This is a genomic window from Psychrobacter sp. YGAH215 (genome assembly GCF_007280595.1).
Classification (GTDB): domain Bacteria; phylum Pseudomonadota; class Gammaproteobacteria; order Pseudomonadales; family Moraxellaceae; genus Psychrobacter; species Psychrobacter faecalis.
This window is the reverse complement of the sequence record NZ_VKLR01000026.1, coordinates 1-25,522: the sequence shown is the minus strand read 5'-3', so window position 1 is coordinate 25,522 and position 25,522 is coordinate 1. Positions and strand designations below refer to the sequence as shown.

The window sequence follows — 25,522 nt, the reverse complement described above, 5'->3', positions numbered from 1 at the left end:
CAACCGCTATTCAGGTTTTTTTACGATAAATGGGCGATAATAATTGGCCAAACGATTCAATGATGCATCAGGTAGATCAGGCAGTAATTTATTTAGTGCCATGGTCATTCCTTTATCGATAGCTGCTTTGGCAACTGGCACAGATTTGCGCTTAATCATGCCAAGCTTCAACGTTTCCGCATAGCGACTAATGAAATGCGTTAACGTTTCTTCATTCATCGTTTCAAGTGCCGTTTTAAACGTTTTCATATCTACGTGTTCAGGAGTAACCGCTGCAAAACCAGCATCAATGATTTTGGCGTCAGCATCTGACAATTTAAAACCGATACGCTTTTCACCTTCGTTATCGATGAAGGTCGCTTTATCACGTAAAAAATGAAAACTCGGCAACACTTCTTCGTTATTCTCTTTACCCAATAGAATGTTAAGCAGCGTGTCAGTTGCTTTTTCGACCGTGCCGACCACTTTACGCATGGCGGCTTGGCGCTCAGGATTTGGAATAATATCTACCAGTCCAACCAATAATTTATCGGTGAGGTCACGCGCCGTTTGGTGGGTTAAGGCATCACGATAGGGGTAGTAATCTGTTTCTACGTTTGATTCAACGATTTGCTCTGCCTCAATAATCAGCGCTTTTAATTCATCTGACGGTATAAATCCAAAATAATGGGCCATTCTAACTCCTGTATTTATCGTTTTTAATGTTTCACCAACGTTACAATTACTGCCAAATGAGTTACTATTTAAGGCATAGAATGCTAAGTCACACAAGAAGTAAAGACTCACCATACTTCATGGCTAATTGGTTAAGCGTTTTGACCTTAAAATACTATGCTTTATTAGCCAGTAATCACAAGAAGATATGCTGTTATCTCATTGATAGCTGTTTTCTTAGCAACTGTTTCTTGAAGAACAGTGAGCCGAGTCTTTCACTGCTCACTAATCTAGCATATTTTTCATATTTTGATTTAAAAAGCTTGAACTTATAAGACTACCTACTACCTGTCTAGGGAGAGATGAGATGAATAGTGCTATTGTACTTTTATTCGGTGTAGCTGCCATGCTTTGCGGCTACCTATTTTACTCAAAATTTATCGCCACTAAGATTTTGGCCTTGGGTGACAGTCGTCCCACGCCAGCCCATACGATGAAAGATGGGGTAGATTATATCCCCACCAATAAATATGTATTGTGGGGGCATCATTTTACCTCGGTTGCAGGGGCGGCGCCGATTATCGGTCCTGCAATTGCGGTTATTTGGGGCTGGGTGCCGGCCATTATTTGGGTGGTTTTAGGGACCATTTTTATGGCAGGCGTCCATGATATGTCAGCCATTTGGGCCAGTATGCGCAATAAGGGTCAGTCTATTGGCTCGATTGCTGGTACCGTCATGGGCACACGTGTACGTAGCTTAATGATGGTAGTTATTTTCTTATTATTATTAATGGTAAACGCAGTATTTGGCGTCGCTATTGCCAATATGATGATTAAGACCCCATCTTCTGTGTTACCTGTCTGGGGCGCATTGGTCGTGGCCTTCATCATCGGTCAATGTATCTATCGCTATAAGATGAATCTGGTTTGGGTATCCATTATTGGCGTTGTCGCTCTATATGGACTTATTTATCTTGGCCCTATGTTCCCAGTCGTGTTACCAGAGACTTTTATGGGGCTACCGGATAACGCCGTATGGATTATTATCTTATTCGCCTATGCGGCGATTGCCTCATTATTACCAGTATGGATGCTGCTGCAACCGCGCGATTATATTAATGGGTTACAATTATTTGTTGGTTTGATTTTATTGTATGCAGCCGTATTTATTGCGACACCAAACATTGTCGCGCCAGCGATTAATCATGATTTACCCATCGGCACGCCGTCATTAATGCCATTGTTGTTTGTGACCATTGCTTGCGGCGCTATCTCAGGATTCCATGGTTTGGTGGCGACCGGAACGACCTCTAAGCAGATTGATAAAGAAGGCGATGTACGTTTTGTTGGTTATTTTGGCGCTATGGGTGAAGGTATGCTCGCACTGGGCGCCATTCTTGCGGCCACCGCAGGTTTTGCGACACTCGGTGATTGGCAAGCGGTTTATCAAAAATTTGGCGACGGCTCTATCGGTGCTTTTATTGATGGTGGTGCGACCATCTTAAATGCAGGTGTTGGTATCGATATGGTGCTTTCTCAAACAATGCTCACTGTTATGGCAGCATTATTCGCTGGCACCACGATGGATACGGGTGTTCGTTTGCAACGTTATATTTTCCAAGAGTTTGGTGAGTTTTATAACTTGCCTGCATTGAACAAAGGCTTCGTTGCAACCCTGCTTGCCGTCGGTAGCTGTTTGCTATTGGCCTTTGGCGCTGGCGGTATCGATGGTGCTGGTGGTATGATTATTTGGCCACTATTTGGTACCACCAATCAGCTCATGGCAGCATTAACCCTTATGATTGTCACGGTTATTTTATTACGTAAAGGCAGAGCGGTTTGGTACACCTTAGCACCTTTGTCATTTTTGCTAGTTATGACCATTTTCGCCTTATTGATTCAGCTAAAAACCTTTTTTACCGAGGGCAATTGGCTGCTGATTATTATGGACATTATTATTTTGATCGCAACGATTCTAGTAACGTTCGAGAGTCTATCTGTGCTGCGTAAAGAATGGACATTGCATAAAGGTAAAACGGATTCGTAATTGAGATTAAACCTTATCATTTTTACTTTTATCAAAAAAATGCTAGCAGCAATTGCTGGCGTTTTTTGTATGAGGTAGGCATGATAGAGATGATAGGTAATAAGAAATAAGCAGAGGTGAATAAATCATGGAAGATAACCCGATACCAAAACAAATAGAAAGCCCGTCAAACCAAGTAAAAAACGAAACACCATGGTGGCAACGTTTTGCGGCTGGACTCAATGAGTTTTATCATGCGCCTTATCGCCAGACGATGGCACGCGCGGCACGTGATGAAGAAGACTTCTTTATGCTGCTGATGTTTGCAGAGAGCTTAGGCATTGATAATCCTGCTAGCTTTTATACCTTGGAGTTGCAGCCGTTATTTTTGGAAAATTTCCATGAATGGCATACGCGCATGGGGTTGGATAAATGCCCCTTTGACCACGTTGGTTGTTGTTAAGTCAACTGCTAGTTAGATTTATAAGAAAAAATGATAAAAAATGAATGAATTAAAATTGAGATAAAAATATGGCATTACACCCTCTACACGGATTAGTAGATCAACTATCGACCCAGCCTATTATCTTTATTGGCGGCAAGGGCGGTGTCGGTAAAACCACGACGGCTGCGGCACTTGCCAGCTATTATGCTAGCCAGCAAAAAAAGACACTGATTATCTCAACCGATCCGGCCCATAGCTTGGGTGATGTGCTTAATATGCGGTTAAGTAACGAGAAAACAGCGGTAACGCCTTATCTTGATGCAATCGAGCTAAATCCTGACGTCATCGTCGATGCGCATTTTGCCCAAGTTGAGCATACCATCAGTGCTTATGCCAATCCCGATATGATGCCCAAAATTCGTGAGCATCTGAGGCTATCAAAATCAGCACCCGGTGCACAAGAAGCAGCGATGCTCGAGTCCATGTGTCAGCATCTCGTCTGCGCCGCAGATGCCAACTCTGATAAGAAGTATGAACATATCATATTTGATACCGCGCCAACTGGCCATACGTTGCGCTTACTCGTATTGCCAGAGATGATGGGCGCATGGACAGATGGGCTGCTAGCACAGCAGCGGCGACAGGCAAAATTACGCTCAGTCGCAAACCATTTAGACAGCCACAATCAAAAGAGCAGTCAAAAAGACATCAATAAAAAAGATGTGCCAAATCCGTTTGCCCAAAAAAAACCCGACCGCTGGGAGCAAGCGGTAGCAGTACTAGAAAAACGCAAAGCACTGTTTCGTCAAGCAGGGATATTGCTTCATGACCGTAGCCAAACAGCGATTGTATTGGTGATGACTGCCGATGTGCTACCACTGGCAGAAACCAAACGCGCTATCGAACAATTGGAAGAAAGTAAACTCACACCAGCCGCGATAGTTATCAATCAGCTGATAGTACCCACGCAGTCAGATGAATTTTGGCTTCTTCGTGCCAAGAGGCAACAGCGCTTGCTGCAGGATATTGAAAACAGTTTCTCCAAGTATCCACTGTATCCAATCTACTTGCAGCAAACAGACGTACGCGGTACAGATGCATTAAGTATGCTGTTACGCCCACCATCGTAAAGGTCGCTTGAAAGCCATATGTTTGAAAAATAAAAGAAAGCGACGGTTAACACTTAACGCTCAGGCTTATATAACTGTAATTTACTTGCCAACGACCACGCCATATCGGCACGTAATAGCTGAGCCTGTTCAGATTTACCGCTACTAAGTGATGACCATTGCGGTTTGCCGCGAGCTTTTTTAAGCTCACTGGGTAATTTATGTGGCGGCCACGGCGTCACGACACTTTCTTCATTATCGTTACTTAGGTTGTCGTTATTTGAGATATCAGCATCGTTTTTTGCGCCGCTATATATCAGTTGGGTGGCATCGGTTGCTGCATGACCACGATGACGCAGTGCGGTGAGCAAATCTATCGCTCGCGTGGCGAGTAAGGTTAGGGTGGCAGGGTCGATATATAAGCGCTTTACGCCAGTGATTTTATCAGCGATGCTACTGGTATTGGATAATAGCCCGCCTGCGATACCGCCAATGGCAGCGCCCAAACCTAACGTGGTGCCGAGTGCCGCCGCATCAATGCCCAATCCTAATAATGCGCCCGCTGCTGCACCAGATGTCGTGCGAATACCATAGCTTTTGAGCAGTTCAGGGTCAAACGGGTCTTGCTGATAGGCTTGTAACTCAAGTGGCGTTGCGGCCACGGCGTTATCATAAAATTTATATAAGTTAAGCAGGCTGTTCTGCATTGCCCGTTCACTCTGCCTGACCGCTTCTTGCATTTGCGCAAGTACGGGCATTGGATCATCATCTTCACTAATTTCACGCACAAAGGAGGCAACATTTAATAAAAAATCGGCAATGATGATATTGGCCTCCTCATAGAGCTGCGACCAGTTTTCCGTACGGCGTACCATGAGTTGCTCAAGCATCTCAGAATGGGTGAGCATGATGGCAAGATTTTGCCATAAGCGCATCTCATCTTTAAATTCGAAAGCCACGGAATCAAAGCGCGTTGAGATGTGCAAATTACGTCTTGCCAGCATCGTCTGCCATGCGTCGATATTGGCATCTTGACTGTCAGTAAAGTTAAATACCGGCATAACAGGTATTGCAGCCCACGATAAAATAGCCAGCTCATCTTTATACTTACCGAGTACCGGCTCACGCGCATCGACAACATAGATGGCCATATCACTTGCCAGCAGCTGCCGAATCACTTTGGCTTCTTGGCTATAGTCCTCATTGCTACCATTGCTAGTTAGCGCATCGCCGCCTTGGGCGATGTCGGCTGCTAAAAACTGCTGCAAGCGCTCAATACCGTCGCGGCGACTGGCAGTGTTGTCCTCTAGCCAATCCATTAACCCTGAAGCATCTTCTAAACCCGGTGTGTCATAAAGAACCACCAATACTTCGCCCGTTTGGCTGTCGGTCAATTTTGCTTGCTCTACATGCCGAGTGGTTGCTGCTTCGTTTTTCACTTCCCCAAAATAAACATCGCGTAGTAACGTGCGCAATAGTGACGTTTTACCAGTATTGGTATGACCAACGACTGCTAATTTGAGCGCTTCGCCACTGGCAATGGTTTTTTTAGAGGCATTGTTATTAAAGGCAGTATTAACCGATAGCGCTTGCTCATCTGACGCTGGTTTATCCAACGATAGCTCTGTATCAGCATTCACATTTTCATTTTTCAAATCAGCTTCTGAGTCGCGTACGGGCTCATAGGCTTTATCAGCGAATAGGCCGACAGCTTTGGCACTATCTTGATGGTTGCTTTGATTATTATTGTCATTATTCATAATAGAATCTTATTATTAATATTATTGAGTATCGGTATGAGAGAATATCACCAAGCTAAACTAAGCCGATTTTTCGAGCGGCAAGGGCGGTCTGCCACTGCTGATAACGAACGTCCTGATTTTCTGATCTTTGGTTTTCTGGGCTTTGCTCTTGCTCGTGGGTGTTAGTAGCGCTGGTATCACTGAGCAGTTGTACAATAAGGCCATCCGCGGCATGTTCGGCAATACGATCAAGTTTACGCAGTGTACCTCGGTCAGGTAAAGCCTTGCTATGTATACCTAGTAGCACTTGAACCGGATGGCTGTCCAAATAAGTCGTTAAGCGCTCCATATCATCACGGTCGTCAACAATACCGAAGTTCTCGACATTGCTAATGTTACTATTACTATGGCTACTTATGTCGGCATTCAGTCCTGATTGCCACCAATGATCCTGCTGTGATGGGTATTCAAGTAGAGCAACCAGTTTTTTACCAGTACTGACTGTCGCTTTTGGCGCGACAGGAGCGGGCGCTGCCTTAAAATCATCTTCATCGACCACATGACGCTGCCAAAAGTTTAGAATCTTTTGATAATACGGCTGCTTGATATCCAAACGCATTTTTTTACGGCGGAACATCAAGGCGCAAAATGTCCAAGCAATCGCCCTTGGTACAATACCGTACATCAGCAAGCTACCGACCAATAAACCTGCCCATTGCCGCGCCATCGATAAGGGCATGGCATCAGTCACCAAACGGCTCTGTACGATAGCAGCACTGTCAGGCACGGTAAATCCAACCTTGCTTGGTAACCAGCCGAGTACTTGAGTCAAACTGATCAACGCCTGATCAGACAGTAATGTCGACTCCCAACTAAAGCTATACTGGCGCACAATCAACAAAAATATGATCGCAAGCAGCATACCAGTCAAGGTAGCGAGCCATAATTGATGGCTAAAGCGTCCTAAATACCAGCGCATACCGCTATGTTGTAATTGACGCTCGTACAAATCAACCGCCGCTTTGGTGACATCGTCCTTACCGCGTATCAGATAACTTGGACTCACAAAACTGGCAAACCAATTTGACGACTGCTTACCCTGATTAATCAAAGTCATGACTAGCCAGCCTAAGAGCATAATGGTATGAAAGCCAAGCAGACAAACCAGCACATAAAAGAAATTCACCACATTGGTCTGCAGCAGGGTAAACAGCCCCAAAAACCCCGAAATGCACCACACCACACTCATAACCAGCATAATACCTTTGATGCGCCCATCAATTTTACCAAGCACACGTGCCAGCGCACCGTTACTATCGATACGCGAGGCGCGGCGATGCAACTTTTGAATGGGCTTCCCATCCTCGCCTTGCAGCTTTTCTGTGATAAGTAGCGGGTCAGTGGCAAAGACATGCTGCTGCGTCTCAAGCGTTCGTACGAGCTCAGTCAATTGGTCTTGGGGCGATAGCATAGGGCGATGACATCCGTATAAAGGCGTTGGTTAAATTTAAAAGGTTAAGATTAAAGGTTAACGGCAGTTAGACATCTCAATTGATAGATGTCGAGTATTTACCCGTCAGTGATTATTGTAGCCTATATAGAATAGCGATAACTTCTATTATTCTTAGTGTTTTAGCATAGTAAATGTAAAGTAAATACGCCAAAATGAATGCAAGAATGCATATATAGTCAAAATACCCTAAAAACGCTACGGTATTGCTGATATTAAGCAGCAAACCACTCATATTGATTGGGCGATTAATTGTGTGGGGCTATTACATACGCCGCATAATCAACCAGAAAAAGCGCTACGACAACTGGAGACGGACTTCTTTTTGCAGAGTATGCAGATTAACGCCTTAGCCAGCTTGCTCATTGCCAAGCATATCAAGCCACTACTGGCTAAAGCTGAGCGCAGTACAAACGCACCGGCGATTTTTGCGACCATATCGGCTCGGGTTGGTAGTATCGGTGACAATGAGCTTGGCGGTTGGTACAGCTACCGTATGAGTAAAGCGGCACTGAATATGGGTATGAAAAATTTGAGCATTGAATGGAGTCGGTCGCTAAAGGATGTTTGCGTGGTCGTCATGCAACCAGGCACCGTCGATACCCAGTTGTCATCACCTTTTCAGAGCAATGTGGCTGACGAAAAATTGTTCTCGCCAGCTTATAGCGCTCAGTGTTTACTAGAAGTACTTGATAGGATGACTGCCGCCCAATCTGGTTGTTTTGTCGATTGGGCAGGTGAGTCGATAGCTTGGTAAAAGCCTGGTAAAAAATTGGTAAAAACCCAATTTATAAAAACAAAAACGCGCTGAACTATTTATACGCTTTAACATTAATTAGCCACAAATAAATCCATAAACTCATTGACTGGGGTTTGCTCTAAGCGCTTTTGATCATCACATAGCGCAAAAATATCCGCACAGCGACTGTCAATAAAGCGCGTTGCCAAGCTTGCTCGGAACTTTGCTTTGAGTACTGGGATGCCTTCAGCGCGGCGGCGCTTATGACCAATAGGATATTCGACAGCGACTTTATCGGTACTGCTCCCATCTTTAAAGAATATCTGAATGGCATTAGCAATCGAGCGTTTGCTTGGGTCGTGATAATCTTTTGAATAATTGGGATCTTCGACGACGACCATCTTACGGCGCAGTCCATCAATCAAGATATGGTGCTGCTCGTGGTAATCATATTCATAGTTCTCTGCCATCAAGTCGCCCGTCAATAAAGGCACGGCAACCATATATTGCAGACAATGATCACGATCGGCAGGATTAGCAAGTGCGCCTTCTTTGGAGATAATTCGAATCGCTGAATCATGCGTGGTCAGGACAATTTTTTCAATATCATCGATTCTATCATCAACCATAGGATGCAAAATAACCGCTGCTTCACAGGCGGTCTGGGCATGAAATTCGGCAGGAAAGCTTATCTTAAATAAGATATTTTCCATCACATAGCTACCAAACTCGCGCTGAAAGGTAAAACGGCGCTCGCCTGCAGGTTTGAGTGCTAGGTCCTTATTGGTATGGCTAAACAACACATCATAAAAGCCCCATTGCGGCGCGGTTAATGCTCCCGGGATGCCCATCTCACCGCGGCGGGTGATATCGACTAAGCGTACCGCACGACTGGTGGCGTCGCCTGCCGCCCATGACTTACGGCTACCAGCGTTTGGCGCATGACGATAGGTACGCAGCGCTTGACCATCGACAATCGCTTGCGAGATCGCCGCCATGATACGCTCGCGTGGTAATTTATAGAGTTTAGCAACCACTGCTGTTGAGGCGAGTTTGACGAGGAACACATGGTCTAGACCCACGCGATTAAATGAATTGTCTAAGGCAAGCACACCTTGAATCTCATGCGCCATAATCATCGCTTCTAAAACGTCGCGCATGGTGAGCGGTGCTTTATTTTGGCTGACATTTTGCTGACTGATATAGTCCGCCACTGCCAAAATTCCGCCTAAGTTATCTGAGGGATGGCCCCATTCAGCCGCAAGCCACGTATCATTATAATCAAGCCAGCGCACCATACAGCCAATATCAAAAGCGGCTTTAATGGGGTTTAGTCTATGAGGCGTACCAGGCACGCGCGCGCCATTAGGAGTGATTTGATCGGCGCAATCGGGTCCGAGATGTTTGGTACATTCAGGAAAACGCAGTGCCAGCAGTCCGCAGCCTAGCGTGTCCATCAGTCAGTGGCGAGCAGTATTCCAAGCATCGGCACTATTGGGCGAGTCGTTATCGATAGAGTAATTGAGCACATAGTCGGCGATTTTTTGAATCTCATCGTCATACTCCGGACGGACATTGCCCTCTACCGTAGCGTTTTGAGTCGTAGACATAATCGTTACCTCTTCTTTGAGTCCAATATTGGAGCGATTGATAAGCGACATGATTTATCAATCAGTGATGTAACAAAAATAACATACTCAATATCGAACAACAGTGAAGTCGTGTAAGACTGTTTTATCGTTTCATGAGTTACACCATGAGATAAACCAAACCGACAATGAATAAAAGTGCCAGTATCAAGAGTAAAAAACTGAGAATACTACTCACCATTCCCGAGCTTTCTTTTTTCACCTTTACTTTTTTAATGACAGGTAAAACCATGGTGACATGCTCGATACCGTCTTCAAGGTAGCGTTCACCTTCAACGATAAATCCAAGTGATTCGTAAAAGTTTAGCAAATAAGTCTGCGCGGAGATGATGATGGTTTTTTTACCATACTTTTTGCGGCAGTATTTGATGGCTTCAAGCATCATTTGACGGGCAACGCCATAGCCGCGATGCTCTGCTAGCACCAAAACCCTGCCGATCGCTGGTATCGGACCTGATGGGTTAACCGAGGGTCTTTTATGATTAAATTGCGGCGGGATAATGCGGCAATAGCCAATCAAGGCTTCATTTTGATGGGCGACCAGATGCAGACAATCAAAATCGACCTCGTCCATATCTTGATACGGGCAATTTTGCTCGACCACAAATACTTGTGAACGCGCTTTTAAAATATGGTAAACATCAACGGTAGTCAGCTCATCAAAGGTTTTTATAGAAAATTCACAGGTCATAGTCGGCTAGCTTTTAACGATTTAAAGGGTTTTTTAATGTCTTAAAGACTGAGCATTATAACGATTTCGCCCCGCATTAACTATTTAAGGTTTGACTGATTTTATCTAAATTCAAACTATCGGACATGGCATTGAATATCTCATAGTATTTACCGTGATTGGCATAAAGCTCCTCATGCGTGCCAGTCTCCATCACACGGCCGTTTTCAATCACCACCAAATCATCAGCATCGATAATTTGCGAGATATTGTGCGAGACAATAATCACCGTACGGTCTTTTTTAATTAAATCTAGACTGTGCTTAATTTGCTGGGTGGCAATAGCGTCAAGGCTGGCCGTTGGTTCATCCAAAAATACGATCGGTGGGTTTTTTAAAAACATCCGTGCCAGCGCGATACGCTGCTGCTGACCGCCAGAGAGCAGCTTGGCTTCACTGTCATAACCTTCAGGCATACCAACGACTTGCTCATGAATAGAGGCTTGTTTAGCCGCGTCGATAATCTCCTCGTCAGTGGCATCCATCGCCCCATAACGAATGTTGTCGGCGATCGTCCCTGAGAAAATATGGTTCTTTTGTAGCACTAAGCCGATTTGCTCACGCAAGTCATGGGTGCTGTAGTCCTCTAAATTACGCCCATCGAGGCAAATAGTACCGCTGCTTGGGTCATAGAATTTGACCAATAAATTAATAATGGTGCTTTTACCTGCGCCACTTAATCCGACCAAAGCGGTGATACGATTGGGATGAATATTAAAACTCACATCATGCAGCGCCTGCTTGCCATTGGGGTAGGAGAAATTGACATCTTTTAGCTCGATATGACCTTTTAAATCGGTGCATTTGACTTTACCTTCGTTTTCAATTGCTTGGTCATCGTCCAAGATATCAAAGAAGCCTTCGGCATAGGTGAGGGCATTATTAATTTGGTCGTAAATGCGGTGCAATTCGCGAATGGGAGCAGCGACGTTTTGAAACAGCAGGATATGGAACATAATGGCGCCAATGGTCATCTGTCCGTTGAGCACAAAATATGAGGTCAAAACAATAATCGCCACCACGCCGATTTGCTCGATAAAGGTTTTGCCAGCGTTATACATAAACGCAATACTGCGAATACGTAGCTGATTGGCGGTCATATCTTTTTGGATGTCCCAGTGCTTACCGGACTCAATCGGCTCGCGCACAAAGGATTTAATCACCGTGATAGAGTCAATAATCGAAATCACCAAACCGCTTTTGGTCTCGCGATATTGGCGCATTTGTTTGCGAAACCCTTGCAGACGGTTGGCTTGGCGCTGACTGACAAAAAAGTAAATCGGCACAATAATCAAACCGACCATACCGACCCAAAAATTGGCGTTAAACATAATGATTAATGACACGATAGCACTGGCAAACAGCGGCAGCATGTCAATAAAGAAGTTTTGTACCAATTGCGTGAGACTGCTGACCCCCAAATCAATGCGGGTTTGCAGCTTACCGCTGGCGTTCTCGTCGCTGGTATAAAACGCCATTTTGTAAGACAAAATACGGTCAACCACCTTTTGTGACAAATCACGCGATAGGTTAATACGGATACGCTCACCAAAATAGCGCTGACCAAAGGTAATGATGACGTTAAGGACTTCTTTCACCAATAAAATCACACTAATCAGCGTCAGTAATTTTATACCTTCTACCCATGGGTCAGGTAAACCAACAATATTGGTCAAAGTATCGATGGTATATTGCAAGACAAAGGCATTAACCTGTGCGGTAAATGACCCAAGCACCGTCAATATTAAGGTTAATATGAAAAGCCCGCGATAGGGTCTTGCAAACTCTCCGAGCCTTTTTAAAATCGACCACAGCAAAGCCCCCCGTTCCTTTTTTTTGGTGGGCGGCTTGATGTCTAAAGGAACACGGCGTGGCGGAGTACTCATAGGGTTAAGGCGCTATTTAATTTGATATTAATTTTTTCTAGATTTCAGGATAATCGTCTAAAGGACTTTGACAAAGGGCTACGGTATCGTCTTCGAAATGTATTGCAATTTTCCTTGCTATTAACCTCATGCGATGGAAACAAATAATTGCTTCAATTAAAGTTACATCATCTGGATGAGCTTCATGAGTAAGTGTATTCCTTCTATTTGAAATATCTTCATATGCTTTTATCCATTCTTCGGGTATAGGTTCTACACCAAGTTTATTCCAGTTATTAACTCTGTTTCTTACTCCCATTCTCTCATGTTTATTTTGCTCACGTTCAAGAATTCCCGCAATTAACTTATCCGAACCCCTATTAAGAATGTCTTTTAAAGAAACCTTTTCATCTAAAAAGTTTTCCTTATTTTTATCTAATAATTGTTTATACAAGTCGAATTCATATGCTTCAAGAAGGCAAAAATTGTATAGAATTATTTGAGTACCTACTATATGTTCAATAGGTGTGAATTCTCTCTCATGACCAAATTTTACACCACCATGCTCTGAGATATCAGAGGGTTCAGGTTTTCTAAAGATTAAAGAAATAGTTACACTTAACTCATTTGATAAATCATGTACTAACGGTAATAGTTTTTCATCTAGGTCTGGTCTATTAGCTGCAGTAGCCAAACGAGGAGAGGTAGACCATGCTTCTTTATCCCAGTTCATCATTTTTTTTGCTGAAATTGCTAAATCTGATGTTCTTACCGCCGAAAGTGTAAACAAGTTCATTCGTTCAATGACTTCATGAAATAACATATGAGTTTAGCCTTTATTTTATTAATCTAACTATTTTAGCTTTATTAGAGAAAAATATCATCAAGACTAAAAAGCATCCGCTGGTACAAAAACTTCACCAACCATAATTCGGCGAGCAGAGCGGCTCATGGAGACTTTTTTGGCTTGCCAGCGTCCGTTCACGCGTTCGGTTTTACCGCCGACGAGTAGCGTTCCTGATGGATGCCCAAAGCGCACTTCACCTAATTCGCTACCACCAGCTGCTTCATTGACCAATGTACCTTGCGTCGTTGCTGCTGCGGCAATCGCCACCGCTGCCGTACCCATCATCGCATGATGTAATTGTCCCATACTCATCGCGCGTACGACTAAGTCAATGTCTGCTGCATCAACGGCTTTGCCACTTGAGGCGCTATAACTTTGTGCAGTGGCAACCCAAGCAATCTTTGGAATATGTTGACTACTTTGTGCTTCACTGACGTCTTTAAATAACCCCATCGCAACGCCACCTTTGGCACGGATTGCCTCTAACTTAGCTAAGGTTTCGCTATTACTATTGATGTCGCCTTGCAGTTCCGTACCAGTAAAGCCTAAATCAGCGCTTTTCATAAAGATGGTTGGGATACCGGCACTGATAAAGGTGGCCTTGACGCTATCGGTACTTAGACCACAGCCAGACACATCAAAATCATCGATTAGGTTGCCCGTGGGGAACATATCGCTTGATGAATCTACCGGGTCGATAAATTCAATCTTTACTTCGGCAGCAGGAAAGGTCACACCGTCTAATTCAAAATCGCCGGTTTCTTGGACTTGTACCTTGCCTTGCGCATCTAAGTAAACAGGCACATGAGCGATAATGGTTTTACTGATATTTTCTTGCCAAATACGTACTTCGCAAATGCCACTCTCACTACTGTCATCAATACTATTAGTAACTTTATCAGCATCAACTAAGCCCATATTAAGCGCACAAGCACCAACTGCTGCGGTTAAATTACCGCAATTACCCGCCCAATCTATCATAGGTTTGGCGATATTGACTTGCCCAAACAAGTAATTCACATCGTGATCTGCGCGTGATGCTTTAGACAAAATCACCGTCTTTGAAGTGCTAGAGCTACCATTGCCCAAGCCGTCAATTTGCTTACCATAAGGATCAGGACTACCAATGACCCGCAAAAGGAAATTATCGCGCGCCTTGCCAGCAACTTGGCAGCGCTCTGGTAAATCAGATAGTTTAAAGAAAGTACCTTTTGAGGTGCCGCCGCGCATATAAGTGGCAGGGACGGAGATTTGTGGGGCAAATTTTGGTGTGTTTTCTAAAGTTGATTGGGTCATTTCTTATTCCTTATATCTGTTTATGAGGATGAGAGTCGTTAATACACTATTTTTGTGGTAAAATACCACAAGGATTAATATTTTGAATATGGAGAAAGTTATGTCCACTGCAAGCATACGTCTTAACAAGGCGCTGGTTGATAAAGCCTATGCGATATCTAAAGCACAACATCGTACCCCGCCAAAGCAAATAGAGCATTGGGCTACCATTGGACAAATTATGGAAGACAACCCTGATCTGTCTTACGAATTTGTTCGTCAGCTTTTGATTGCGCAAGCAGAAGTTGATGCTGGTATGGTTGAACCCTACGAATTTGGATAGTTTACTTTGGATAAACAATGACTCAGTCTTTAAGTATTATTCAATCGCATAGTTTTAAAAAAGCCGTTAAAAAATTGCACAATAATCAGAAAGCTGATTTAGATGATGCTGTACGTGCCATCATTGACCATCCTGATATAGGTGTGCAAAAGGTAGGTGACTTATCATCAGTACGAATTTATAAGTTTAAAATGCTAAAGCAGTTAACATTATTGGCTTATCAAATCGATGATGGTCAACTTGTCCTTACCTTGTTAATGTTTGGCCCACATGAGAACTTTTATCGGGACGTTAAATTAATACTTTAATGCTCGTTATAAAGCACTAGGCTCATTATTTTTCATATCTAAAGATTAAAAAGCCGATGCCGTATAATTTATACAACATCGGCTCTTTGATTACTCAAAATCCATGCGGATTACGCAATATCTAGCGTGCCATCGATAAACTCTTTGGCAAAGCGTTGTAGCATACCGCCAGCGTTATACATTTTGACTTCATCAGCGGTATCTAAACGGCAGATAACAGGTGCTTTATCGACGGTGCCGTCTTTACGATGAATCACTAACGTCATCTCACCACGAGCAGATACTTCGCCTTCGATATCGAATATTTCAGTACCATCGATATTTAAGGTATTGCGATTGACCCCTTCTTTAAACTGCAAGGGGAGCGCGCCCATACCGACCAAGTTTTGACGATGGATACGTTCAAAATCTTCTGCAACTACGACTTCAACGCCAGCCAGACGTACACCTTTGGCAGCCCAGTCACGGCTTGAGCCTTGACCATAGCCGTCGCCGGCGATGATGATCAGCGGTTGCTCGCGGTTCATATAGGTTTCAATCGCTTCCCACATGCGCATGACCTGACCTTCTGGCTCTACTCTAGCAAGTGACCCTTGAATCACGTCACCGTTCTCGTCGCGTACCATCTCATTGAGCAATTTAGGGTTGGCAAATGTTGCACGCTGCGCCGTTAAGTGATCGCCGCGATGAGTCGCATAAGAGTTATAGTCTTCCGCAGGCAGGCCCATGGTATCAAGGTACTCGCCAGCAGCCGAATCGCCCAAAATCGCGTTAGACGGTGACAAATGGTCAGTGGTGATATTATCGCCAAGCACCGCCAGTGGACGCATACCTTTTAGCTTATTCATCGCCGCCATTTTGCCTTCCCAATACGGCGGACGACGGATATAAGTGGTCATCTCGCGCCAGTCATACAGTGGGCTTAGCGCTTTGCCGGTATCTTTTTTGGCTTCATCGAACATCGGGATATACACGGCGTTAAATTGCTCAGGCTTCACCGCTTTGGCGACGATAGCATCAACTTCATCGTCATCAAACCAGATGTCTTTTAAATACACGTCATTGCCAGCTTGATCTTTACCTAACGAATCTTTTTCGATATCAAAGCGAATGTTACCGGCGATAGCGTAGGCAATCACTAATGGCGGTGACGCTAAAAATGCTTGCTTAGCATACGGGTGGATACGACCATCAAAATTACGGTTGCCCGATAGTACAGCGGTGGTAAATAAGTCACGGTCGATGATTTCTTGCTGGATATCAGGATCAAGCGCGCCACTCATACCGTTACAAGTAGTACAAGCAAAGCCAACCACGTCAAAACCAATTTCTTGTAGCTCAGGCATCAGGCCAGCTTCTTCTAAGTACATCTTGACCGTTTTTGAGCCAGGTGCTAATGACGATTTCACCCAAGGCTTACGCAATAAGCCTTTTTTATTGGCATTACGGGCGACAAGACCAGCAGCAACCATATTGCGTGGGTTAGACGTATTGGTACAGCTGGTAATCGCGGCGATAATCACCGCGCCATCTGGCATTAAGCCATCTTTTGGTTCAGGTAATTTATCACCTTCGCCATGAGCAATGCCTTTAGCAACCAAGTCTGTGGTTGATACGCGCGCATGCGGACGTGAAGGGCCTGCCATATTACGAACGACTTTTGATAAATCAAACTCAAGAACGCGTGGATAAATGGCATTTTCCATACCGTCAGCCCACAGACCGGTTTGCTTAGCATACTGCTCAACCAGTTTGATTTGTTCTTCACTACGGCCCGTTAGACGCAAATAGTCGATAGTTTGCTCATCGATATAGAACATCGCGGCAGTGGCGCCATATTCTGGGGTCATGTTTGAGATAGACGCACGGTCACCAACGCTTAATTGGCGTGCCCCTTCACCGAAGAATTCGATATAAGTAGAGACTACGCCGGCATCACGCAAGAACTCGGTCATCGCCAATACCAAATCGGTACCAGTAATGCCTTTTTGCAATTTACCCGTTAATTTGACACCAACGTAATCAGGCAGGCGCATGTATGAAGGATTACCTAGCATGACGCTCTCAGCTTCAAGCCCGCCAACACCGATTGAAATCACACCTAAAGCATCAACCATCGGCGTATGGCTATCCGTACCAACCAAAGTGTCGGCAAACGCGACTTGTTCACCGGCTTTATTTTGTACCACTTGCACGACCGGCGACATTTTCTCTAGGTTGATTTGATGCATAATGCCGTTACCAGGCGGTACGACGTTGACGTTATCAAAGGCGTACTGGCACCAGTTGATAAAGTGAAAACGGTCATCGTTACGGCGCTCTTCGATGGCGCGGTTTTTCTCAAAAGCGTTTTCTTCAAAGCCTGCATGTTCAACCGCTAGTGAATGGTCGACAATAAGCTGAGTCGGTACGATAGGGTTTACTTTTGATGGGTCACCGCCTTGCTCAGCGATAGCATCACGTAGACCTGCCAAGTCAACAAACGCAGTCTGACCTAAAATATCGTGGCAGACGACGCGAGCAGGATACCACGGAAAATCGAGGTCTTGCTTGCCTTCAATATGCTGCTTAAGGGCTGCGGTTAAGTCTTCTGGTGGGCAGCGGCGTACCAAGTTTTCACACAATACTTTTGAGCAGAACGGTAGTTTGTCATAGGCGCCAGCTTCGATATTTTCAATCGCTTCACGGGCGTCAAAGTAATACAAGTCTGTGCCAGGTAATGGCTTTTTAAATTGTTCATTCATCGGTTGTACGAGGGCGTTGTCCATAAGTCACCTTTGGCTGTTGGCTGGTTGCAATGAGGCTAAAAAGGGGTAAATTTTTTTAGTAAAAGCGTCAAAATAAAATCAGACTTTGCTAAAAAAACTTTTAAGCATTAATTTTTTAAACATTGAAGGTAGGGAGTTGTAGGGCGTGTCTTCAGTTGTTTTACTAAAACTAAAGGTGAAGCACACCCTACAAACATATTGTTTTAAGAAACATTATTATTTCAAGACAAGTTAACGCGCACTCATCTCTGGTACTGGGCGCAGCTCTTCACCAGTATATTCCGCACTTGGGCGAATGATACGGTTATTGGCACGCTGTTCAAAAACGTGGGCCGCCCAGCCGGTTAGGCGCGAGCAAACAAAGATTGGCGTGAACAGTTTGGTTGGAATTCCCATAAAGTGATAAGCAGACGCATGGAAGAAATCGGCGTTACAGAAGAGTTTTTTCTCGCGCCACATCACTTCTTCACAGCGTACTGATACTGGGTATAGCACCTCATCACCAACGTCAGCAGCGAGCTTTTCCGCCCAGCCTTTAATAACGACGTTACGTGGGTCTGATTCGCTATAGATGGCATGACCAAAGCCCATGATTTTGTCTTTACGGGCCAGCATTGCCATCATCTCTTCTTCAGCTTCGTCGGCTGATGTAAAGCCTTCAATCATATCCATCGCCGCTTCATTGGCGCCGCCATGCAAGTGACCACGTAATGAGCCAATCGCGCCAGTGATACAAGAGTGGATATCAGATAGGGTAGACGCACACACGCGTGCGGTAAAGGTAGAAGCATTAAACTCATGCTCAGCATAAAGAATGAGCGATACGTTCATAACTTTGGTATGCAGCTCGTTTGGTTTTTCACCTTTAAGCAGATGTAAGAAGTGACCGCCAATCGTATCATCATCGGTTTCGGTTTCGATACGCACATTGTCGTGGGTAAAGCGATACCAGTAATTGATGATTGATGGGAATACCGCCAGCATGCGGTCGGTTTTATCGTTCTCTTGTGAGAAGTCAGTTTCCATCTCAAGGTTACCAAGCATCGAGCAACCAGTACGTAATACATCCATCGGATGCGCTTGTGTTGGGATACGCTCAAGGACATCTTTTAATGCTTGCGGTAAACCACGCATTTTTTTGAGTTTGGCTTGATAAGCATCAAGCTCGCTTTGGGTTGGCAAGTTGCCATAAAGTAGCAAATAAGCCACTTCTTCAAAGACGCATTTATCGGCCAATTCTGACACATCATAACCACGATAAGTCAGACCTGAGCCTGATTTACCGACCGTCGATAGTGCTGTCTTGCCAGCGACCTGACCACGTAGACCGGCGCCTGACAATACTTTTGTTGATTGGTTCTGTGCTGCCATGTTAAATTCCTTTTGTTGGTAGCTCTTTTTGAGTTAAAAAATAAAGATGACTAAAAGTGAATAAGCAAAACCAAAGGTAGATGATTTTGCTTATGGTTGACTTAATGCTTATTTACTATTGGCAAACAGCTTATCTAGCGTTTGCTCAAACTCATGATAGTTTAAGAAGTCATAAAGCTCCATACGCGTTTGCATGGTATCGACGACTTTCTCTTGCGTACCATCATCAAGCAGATGCTGATAAACGTTTAGTGCCGCTTTATTCATCGCACGAAACGCTGATAAGGGATACAGTACCATATCAACCCCAACGTCATATAACTGCTCAGTGGTATAAAGGTCGGTTTGACCAAACTCAGTCATATTGGCAAGCACTGGAATATCAAGTACGTCGGTAAACTTACGGTACATCTCAATATCAGTCAATGCTTCGGCAAAAATCATGTCAGCACCAGCCTCTTGGAAAGCAACGGCGCGCTCAACCGCTGCATCAAGCCCTTCAACAGATAGGGCGTCTGTACGAGCCATGACCACAAAGTCTTTGTCTGTTTTGGCATCAAGTGCCGCTTTTAAACGATCAACCATCTCAGAGATACTAACGATTTCTTTGTTTGGACGATGGCCACAGCGTTTTTGCGCCACTTGGTCTTCGATATGCACCGCTGCAACGCCAGCTTTTTCCATTTTTTTAATGGTTTGAGCGATATTGAAGGCGCCGCCGAAGCCAGTATCGATATCGACCAATAGCGGCGTCTCAACTGCATCAGTAATACGGCGTGCGTCTTCTAAGACATTATCAAGGCTGGTCATCCCTAGATCAGGCAGACCAAATGAGGCATTGGCTACGCCCGCACCTGAGAGATATAGCGCTTGATGACCGACTTGGGTTGCCATCATCGCCGTATAAGCGTTGATCGCGCCGACAATTTGTAATGGTTGGTTGTTATCGTTTTTTTGTTTTATTGCACTGCGAAAGCGAGCGCCAGCTGAAGAGGTCATATCGTCGTCCTTACGTGGAGGGTAATCTTATCGTGTGATGAAGGATAAAATTGTTGTGCTTGATTATACCCAATTATCCATGTCTGCAAAGAGGTGTTTCTCAAGCTTATATTAAATTTACTTTAAACAGTGATTACTTATATTAAATATATTCAATTGTAGAATAGTAATATCCATTTTTTAAACCTTTATCATAATAGTTATTCATATTACTAAAGTCGTCATCTTTACCATATTAATTAATTTACATTTAGTTACAAATAGCTGGGTTTTTTGTCAGTCAACTCTTAAAAAAATAATTACTTAACAATAAAAAGCCCTCATAGCAGGGCTAAAGGGGCTTTTTTTACTTCTATCATAGAATCTTAATGGTAAATATTGCTTAACCAATAAATCCTGCAAGGTTAGCAAGGAACAAGAGCGCAAAACCTGCCAAGAATATCAGACCTGCAATGGATAAAGCGTTCATACCCATTGATAGTTTTTTATGGTTTTTAACCAATGAATAATTAAGCCAACCAAAAATAGGCGCCGAGACAAACGCCGATATCATCGCAAACTTAAGCATCACCCCTAATTGTCCGGTAAAGAAAGTGATAATCACCAATCCGCCACCAATCGCATAAGTGGTCCAAAAAGCGATTTGTTTTTTATTAATCTCACTTTGACCTTTAATCAAACGCCAGCATTCGGCATTGGCGCGGCCGTAACCATCAGCGCAGGTAATCGTGGTGCCAAACATGCACATAAAGGCGACGAAGGCGACCAGTAGGCGTGACCATTCGCCAATGGTGGCGGTATACATATTAATCAGCTGATTGATATAAGCGCCGCCGACCAGTTCAATCTCTTGACCCGAGCCATATTGTACGAACACACCTAACGCTAAGAAAAACAGGGCTAAAATAGCCGACACTGCGTAACCAACGTTAAAGTCTAACAAACCTTGGCGGTGAGTGGTGTTGTCGGTTTTTCTTTTGGCTGACGTCCACATCGAGGTAATCGCTGCAAACTCAAGTGGCGCTGGCATCCAGCCCATCAGTGCGACAATGAAACCCAAGGTCGCAAGATTCCAAGGAGATGCGGCGACAAAATCTGTCACCATAACAGTTGGCTTGCCAGCGGCAATGACCACCGCGGCGACCGTTGCTGTGGTCAGGGCCATCATAATCCACTTGGTCACGCCATCGAGCAGCTTATAGTGACCAGCAATCAAGAAGAACCATGATACTGCTACGATAATCATCGACAAGCTCATGGTTGAGAGCTGAACAGAGGCGGGCAGCATAAAGCCTAAGATAACCGCTGCTATTAGGGACACCGCACCCGTACTAATCACCGCTGATAGGATGGAGAGAATAAAGTAAATCCAAAGATAGGCCTTTGAGCGTTTGGCATAGCCTGCGATCAAACTCTCGCCCGTATCATAAACATAATCGGTGCCGAAGCGAAAAAACGGATACTTAAAGACGTTGGCTAAAATAATCATAATCGCCAGCTGCCAGCCATATAGCGCGCCCGCCTGCGTCGATGAAATCAGATGCGAGCCACCGATAGCAGCAGTCGCCATTAATATACCGGGGCCAAAAATCCGCCAGCTAAATCCTTCTTGCTGGGGAACAGCGTACCCAGTTGCGCCATCGTCGGTGGCGCTTGGAGTGTTGAGTGGTTGTGTGGTCATGAATACCTCGAAATGGTTAAAACGGCAAAACATCACTTACCTGTGTCAGTTTGCCAGTGATCATGAGAGAAATGGTTTATACGATATATATAGCAGTTAAACTATAAATATAAAACGATTCATATTGTATCGACTTTAGCATACTGCTGCTGAGCAAGATAAGGATTATTTTAATTATTATTACTAATAGTTTGCATACCTATTCTTGATGGTTAGCATGATAGTTTATGAATATCAAGGGTTAGCGCCAATTTTTTTGCCGGTTCTTTATACCACAATATGCTGCCGATAGCTGCCATTTCGCACGATTTAAAGCGCTTCGATGTACTTTAATACTCTTTACCCTTGCGAGGCAAAACTTTGCTTGCGATAAGTGATACCGCGGCGCTCATAGACTTGATAAATCGCGCTAAGTAAGTCGGGGATTTTTGGATGGATAAAGTCTTTAAGGGTATGCAGGTAGATAGGAGAGGTAGCATTTTCATGCAATAGGCGACGATAGACGATTTGCTCAGTACGCACCGTTTTTAGGCTGGCAGGGACTAAAGTAATGCCTTCGCCCGCGGCAACCAAACCGAGCGCCACTTGTAAATCACTGACGGTGGTGGTCATAAATGGTGAAATACCATATTGGGCAAATAAATGCAGCAAAGGCTCAGTGACTGGCTCAAAAGAAGGCTGATCGTTAGAAGACTTAATAGGTATCGCGGTCGTCGAAATAGGCAGATGGGTTTGATGGTATAAAATCAAGCGGTTATTTGCCAAGTCAATCAGACGCTGCTCATCGCTATCGGCGAGCGGATGTGCTTTAGGCAGTGCTACCAGATAACGCTCATGCCGCAATAGTATTTGCTGAATCCACGGATCTTGATGCGCAAAACGCCCAAAGCCAATATCAATATCACCGCTTTTTAAGGCGTGAATTTGCTGATAGGAACTGATGTCCTTGAGATTGACCTCAATATCAGGATGAGACTGCTTTAGCTTGGCGATAACCTCAGGTAATAGCCCGTACAGCACCGATGGTACAAAGCCAATATTTAAAGCCGCACTTGGCGCCGATAAGCGCTGGGTCATACTGGTGACGGTATCAATCTCTGTCAGAATGGTGCTGATTTTATCGTAAAAAAACGCGCCCGCTTCGGTCAGGTGGAGCGGTCTATGATAGCGGTCGATTAATTCTACGCCCATATCGGTTTCAAGTTGCTTGAGCAACCGGCTAAGCGTCGGCTGTGACAACCCCGTCTTGCTAGTAGCGGCGCTAAAGCTTTTAAGATCAGCGATAGCGATAAAGGCATTGAGCTGTTTTAGATCCATATGATGATACTCACCTGTTTATGACGCTCATTTAATCAGCTATCTTAGCTATTTTATGTAAATAGCAGCGACCCAGCTAAAATTATACTTGAAGGATAGGGAGTGACACACTATATTGTGTGGCAACGATAGTGTTACAATTTAGCAAACAATTGATGTAAATTAGTCATATAGATAAAACGTAAAAAATCATTTATACCTTAATTTTAGCAATCATCTAATTTTTGTGGCATTCACTGTTCTGGTATCTCTTCATGAGCGACAAAAAAAGCAAGAAAAGCACTGATCTAGAGGCAAATTTGGCTAAAATCGCTAATGCTAAGCCGCGTAGACGCTCGCGTAAAAACGATATCTATGAGCGCTTTATCACGCGTGTCGAAAATGTGGACAGCAATGACAATGAAGATGGCGAACAAGCCAGTAGTATTAGCGGCAACGGCAACGGCAGGCTCGCACCGCTAAAAAACGCTGATAAACTGTCCTCATACGAGCCTTTGAGCGCAGCAGAGCTAGAATTGTTCGCCAGCCAGCAAGAGGATTTTCAACCAGAGAGCAGCCTACAGCGAACGAGCAGTAAAAGTACCGGCGTTCATTTGAATTTCTTTGATGAAGATGAGCGTCTAGAGGTAAGTGGTACAGTAAGCAATGAAGCTGACCTACCTCATGATGCTATGGTAAAAGAAAAAGCCTCCTTTTCCAGTACAGACTCTTTAGATGATGCCAAGCACATTTCTAAAAACGATGAAAACATTCAAGATCATGATTCTAAAAGTACTAATGAGAACATAGATAACGACGGTTTGGTAGTACAAAGTCCAACCGCATTTACCCTCTCAAAAAATAAAAAGCTGGCAAGTAGCAAAAAACCGCTCATTATTGGCATGATAGTGGGCTCATTATTCATTGCTGCGGTGGTACTAGCCCTTATCTTTACGGGGGTCTTATCAACGTCAACCACAGCGCCTGAACCTGAACCTAAATCTAAGGTGGCAGCGTCTGATAACGCTGGCACGACAAACAGTAGTAATAACAGCGATAATAATACCGCAAATGCAACAAATACTTCGAATGATGCCAGCAAGCAACAGCCTGTAAATACTCAGCCTCAGGTGGTAAATACCGACAACAAAGACGTTAATCGTAAACCAGCCGCCGCTATCGATGATTCAGAAAATGAATCGGCATCTGAGCCAGCCATTACATACGAGGACTTTAGAGAAGAGTCACAAAGTACCTTGTATCGTGAGACCAACGATTAAGCTGTGATAATAATGATTTTGAGCAACGAGCTTGTGTTTTGATACCGTTTATCTGTTAATTCTTACGCTCATTCCAAAAATCATTGCATCGTGTCATAGGTTACGTATCATCATATAAAGACGCGGATATATACCGCTCATCATATATATGGATACGGTACTGACTTATGAACCCCTCAAGTAATGACGGAAATCCTGATATCGCTAATAAGCTGCCTAGCAGTAGCCTTAACAGTGATGATGTTATCTTGAATATCGAGGGTCGAAAGCGTATGCGTCGGCCCTATGAGCGCTACATGCAGCAGCAAGATAAGCAAAAAGCGTTAGAAAATTCTGCAGCGGATGCGACTATGGTACATAAGCTACATAAGCAGAGCGAGAACCATCAATCCTTAGATATCATTCATTCTAACGAAACAGTCACAGCTCACCAATCAACCTCTCCATTTTACGCTGACACGGCTAAATCTACAAAGAAACCTAAAAAGAGTAGGTCGCTTAATTATGCCAAGTTTCTCAGTGTCATGGCTATCTTTTGCGCTGTCTTCTTGCTTGCCGTATTTTGAACCGCCCCGACTATATCGGAGAGTGGATTGCTTGAGTCAGGCAGCTTTGTCTGACTCAATAAAACTATCATAGTATCGTCTCTCAAACTCAAAAGGCGACACATAACCAATCGTACTATGAATGCGAGTTTTGTTAAACCAATCGACCCATTCAAGGGTTGCTAATTCAACATCACTCACACCTTGCCACTGCTGTTTTAAATATTCAATCACCTCCGTTTTATAAAGTCCGTTAACCGTTTCAGCCAACGCATTATCGTATGAATCACCCGTTGTACCAACAGATGCAATGACGCCAGAATCAGCCATCTTATCAGTAT

Annotated in this window: 23 protein-coding genes; 8 read left to right on the top strand and 15 right to left on the bottom strand. The window is 44.1% G+C overall.

Going from position 1 to position 25,522, the window contains the following annotated elements; genetic code table 11:
• Positions 1 to 6: 6 nt before the first annotated feature.
• Entirely contained in the window at positions 7 to 675 is a 669-nt protein-coding gene (locus FOR85_RS10735; RefSeq protein WP_068404750.1) for a hypothetical protein, read from the bottom strand.
• 346 nt (positions 676 to 1,021) lie between these two features.
• On the opposite strand from FOR85_RS10735, the gene FOR85_RS10730 reads away from it, so the two are divergent.
• From FOR85_RS10730 to FOR85_RS10720, 3 genes are all read left to right on the top strand, one after another.
• The gene (locus tag FOR85_RS10730; protein WP_144297905.1) at positions 1,022 to 2,701 is read left to right on the top strand and encodes a carbon starvation protein A; all 1,680 of its coding nucleotides are present in this window, start codon (positions 1,022 to 1,024) and stop codon (positions 2,699 to 2,701) included.
• Between the two features lie 127 nt (positions 2,702 to 2,828).
• The gene (locus FOR85_RS10725) at positions 2,829 to 3,143 is read left to right on the top strand and encodes a cory-CC-star protein (RefSeq protein WP_068404746.1); all 315 of its coding nucleotides are present in this window, start codon (positions 2,829 to 2,831) and stop codon (positions 3,141 to 3,143) included.
• 68 nt (positions 3,144 to 3,211) lie between these two features.
• Positions 3,212 to 4,255 carry an ArsA family ATPase gene (locus FOR85_RS10720; RefSeq protein WP_144297904.1) on the top strand — a complete coding sequence of 348 codons (1,044 nt, stop codon included), beginning with the start codon at positions 3,212 to 3,214 and terminating at the stop codon, positions 4,253 to 4,255.
• A 53-nt stretch (positions 4,256 to 4,308) separates the two neighbouring features.
• Here FOR85_RS10720 and FOR85_RS10715 read toward each other — a convergent pair whose 3' ends face one another.
• The gene (locus FOR85_RS10715; protein ID WP_144297903.1) at positions 4,309 to 5,994 is read right to left on the bottom strand and encodes a DUF3482 domain-containing protein; all 1,686 of its coding nucleotides are present in this window, start codon (positions 5,992 to 5,994) and stop codon (positions 4,309 to 4,311) included.
• Between the two features lie 55 nt (positions 5,995 to 6,049).
• Positions 6,050 to 7,447, bottom strand: coding sequence for a DUF2868 domain-containing protein (locus FOR85_RS10710; RefSeq protein ID WP_144297902.1), 1,398 nt, complete (start codon positions 7,445 to 7,447; stop codon positions 6,050 to 6,052).
• 244 nt (positions 7,448 to 7,691) lie between these two features.
• Here FOR85_RS10710 and FOR85_RS10705 point away from each other — a divergent pair, with 244 nt between their 5' ends.
• Entirely contained in the window at positions 7,692 to 8,243 is a 552-nt protein-coding gene (locus FOR85_RS10705) for an SDR family NAD(P)-dependent oxidoreductase (RefSeq protein WP_223808609.1), read from the top strand.
• A gap of 74 nt (positions 8,244 to 8,317) precedes the next feature.
• Here the strand turns inward: FOR85_RS10705 and FOR85_RS10700 are convergent, their stop codons facing one another.
• The 6 genes from FOR85_RS10700 to prpF all read right to left on the bottom strand — a co-directional run bounded on the left by FOR85_RS10700 (position 8,318) and on the right by prpF (position 14,611).
• Positions 8,318 to 9,682: a bifunctional 2-methylcitrate dehydratase/aconitate hydratase gene (locus tag FOR85_RS10700; RefSeq protein WP_306767974.1), complete on the bottom strand. Its 1,365-nt coding sequence runs from the start codon at positions 9,680 to 9,682 to the stop codon at positions 8,318 to 8,320.
• 3 nt (positions 9,683 to 9,685) lie between these two features.
• Positions 9,686 to 9,886, bottom strand: a complete 201-nt coding sequence (locus FOR85_RS12930) for a hypothetical protein (protein ID WP_306767973.1) — start codon at positions 9,884 to 9,886, stop codon at positions 9,686 to 9,688.
• 88 nt (positions 9,887 to 9,974) lie between these two features.
• On the bottom strand, positions 9,975 to 10,565 hold the full coding sequence (locus FOR85_RS10695) for a GNAT family N-acetyltransferase (protein ID WP_144297901.1): 591 nt from the start codon (positions 10,563 to 10,565) through the stop codon (positions 9,975 to 9,977).
• A gap of 76 nt (positions 10,566 to 10,641) precedes the next feature.
• Positions 10,642 to 12,489, bottom strand: a complete 1,848-nt coding sequence (locus FOR85_RS10690) for an ABC transporter ATP-binding protein (RefSeq protein ID WP_068404733.1) — start codon at positions 12,487 to 12,489, stop codon at positions 10,642 to 10,644.
• 37 nt (positions 12,490 to 12,526) lie between these two features.
• Positions 12,527 to 13,291 (bottom strand): hypothetical protein, encoded by a 765-nt coding sequence (locus tag FOR85_RS10685; protein ID WP_144297900.1) that lies wholly within the window; start codon positions 13,289 to 13,291, stop codon positions 12,527 to 12,529.
• 66 nt (positions 13,292 to 13,357) lie between these two features.
• A complete protein-coding gene (gene prpF / locus FOR85_RS10680; RefSeq protein WP_144297899.1) occupies positions 13,358 to 14,611 on the bottom strand; it encodes a 2-methylaconitate cis-trans isomerase PrpF in 1,254 nt (417 codons plus the stop codon).
• A gap of 100 nt (positions 14,612 to 14,711) precedes the next feature.
• Between prpF and FOR85_RS10675 the strand changes: the two genes are divergently transcribed.
• A complete protein-coding gene (locus FOR85_RS10675) occupies positions 14,712 to 14,933 on the top strand; it encodes a hypothetical protein (RefSeq protein WP_068404729.1) in 222 nt (73 codons plus the stop codon).
• A gap of 17 nt (positions 14,934 to 14,950) precedes the next feature.
• Positions 14,951 to 15,241 carry a type II toxin-antitoxin system RelE/ParE family toxin gene (locus FOR85_RS10670; RefSeq protein WP_068404727.1) on the top strand — a complete coding sequence of 97 codons (291 nt, stop codon included), beginning with the start codon at positions 14,951 to 14,953 and terminating at the stop codon, positions 15,239 to 15,241.
• A 110-nt stretch (positions 15,242 to 15,351) separates the two neighbouring features.
• On the opposite strand, the gene acnD is transcribed toward FOR85_RS10670, so the two are convergent.
• The 5 genes from acnD to FOR85_RS10645 all read right to left on the bottom strand — a co-directional run bounded on the left by acnD (position 15,352) and on the right by FOR85_RS10645 (position 23,377).
• Entirely contained in the window at positions 15,352 to 17,985 is a 2,634-nt protein-coding gene (gene acnD / locus FOR85_RS10665; RefSeq protein WP_190295547.1) for a Fe/S-dependent 2-methylisocitrate dehydratase AcnD, read from the bottom strand.
• Between the two features lie 255 nt (positions 17,986 to 18,240).
• Positions 18,241 to 19,380: a 2-methylcitrate synthase gene (prpC, locus tag FOR85_RS10660; RefSeq protein WP_144297897.1), complete on the bottom strand. Its 1,140-nt coding sequence runs from the start codon at positions 19,378 to 19,380 to the stop codon at positions 18,241 to 18,243.
• A gap of 108 nt (positions 19,381 to 19,488) precedes the next feature.
• Positions 19,489 to 20,379, bottom strand: a complete 891-nt coding sequence (gene prpB, locus FOR85_RS10655) for a methylisocitrate lyase (RefSeq protein WP_144297896.1) — start codon at positions 20,377 to 20,379, stop codon at positions 19,489 to 19,491.
• Positions 20,380 to 20,761: 382 nt separating this feature from the next.
• Entirely contained in the window at positions 20,762 to 22,060 is a 1,299-nt protein-coding gene (locus FOR85_RS10650; RefSeq protein WP_144297895.1) for an NRAMP family divalent metal transporter, read from the bottom strand.
• A 339-nt stretch (positions 22,061 to 22,399) separates the two neighbouring features.
• Positions 22,400 to 23,377: a LysR substrate-binding domain-containing protein gene (locus FOR85_RS10645; RefSeq protein ID WP_144297894.1), complete on the bottom strand. Its 978-nt coding sequence runs from the start codon at positions 23,375 to 23,377 to the stop codon at positions 22,400 to 22,402.
• Between the two features lie 254 nt (positions 23,378 to 23,631).
• Here FOR85_RS10645 and FOR85_RS10640 point away from each other — a divergent pair, with 254 nt between their 5' ends.
• Positions 23,632 to 24,636, top strand: coding sequence for a hypothetical protein (locus FOR85_RS10640; RefSeq protein ID WP_144297893.1), 1,005 nt, complete (start codon positions 23,632 to 23,634; stop codon positions 24,634 to 24,636).
• A gap of 167 nt (positions 24,637 to 24,803) precedes the next feature.
• Complete coding sequence (locus FOR85_RS10635) at positions 24,804 to 25,202, top strand: hypothetical protein (RefSeq protein WP_144297892.1); 399 nt, start codon at positions 24,804 to 24,806, stop codon at positions 25,200 to 25,202.
• A 36-nt stretch (positions 25,203 to 25,238) separates the two neighbouring features.
• Here FOR85_RS10635 and FOR85_RS10630 read toward each other — a convergent pair.
• A partial coding sequence (locus tag FOR85_RS10630) for an integrase core domain-containing protein (RefSeq protein WP_144297891.1) occupies positions 25,239 to 25,522 on the bottom strand: 284 nt, incomplete at its 5' end.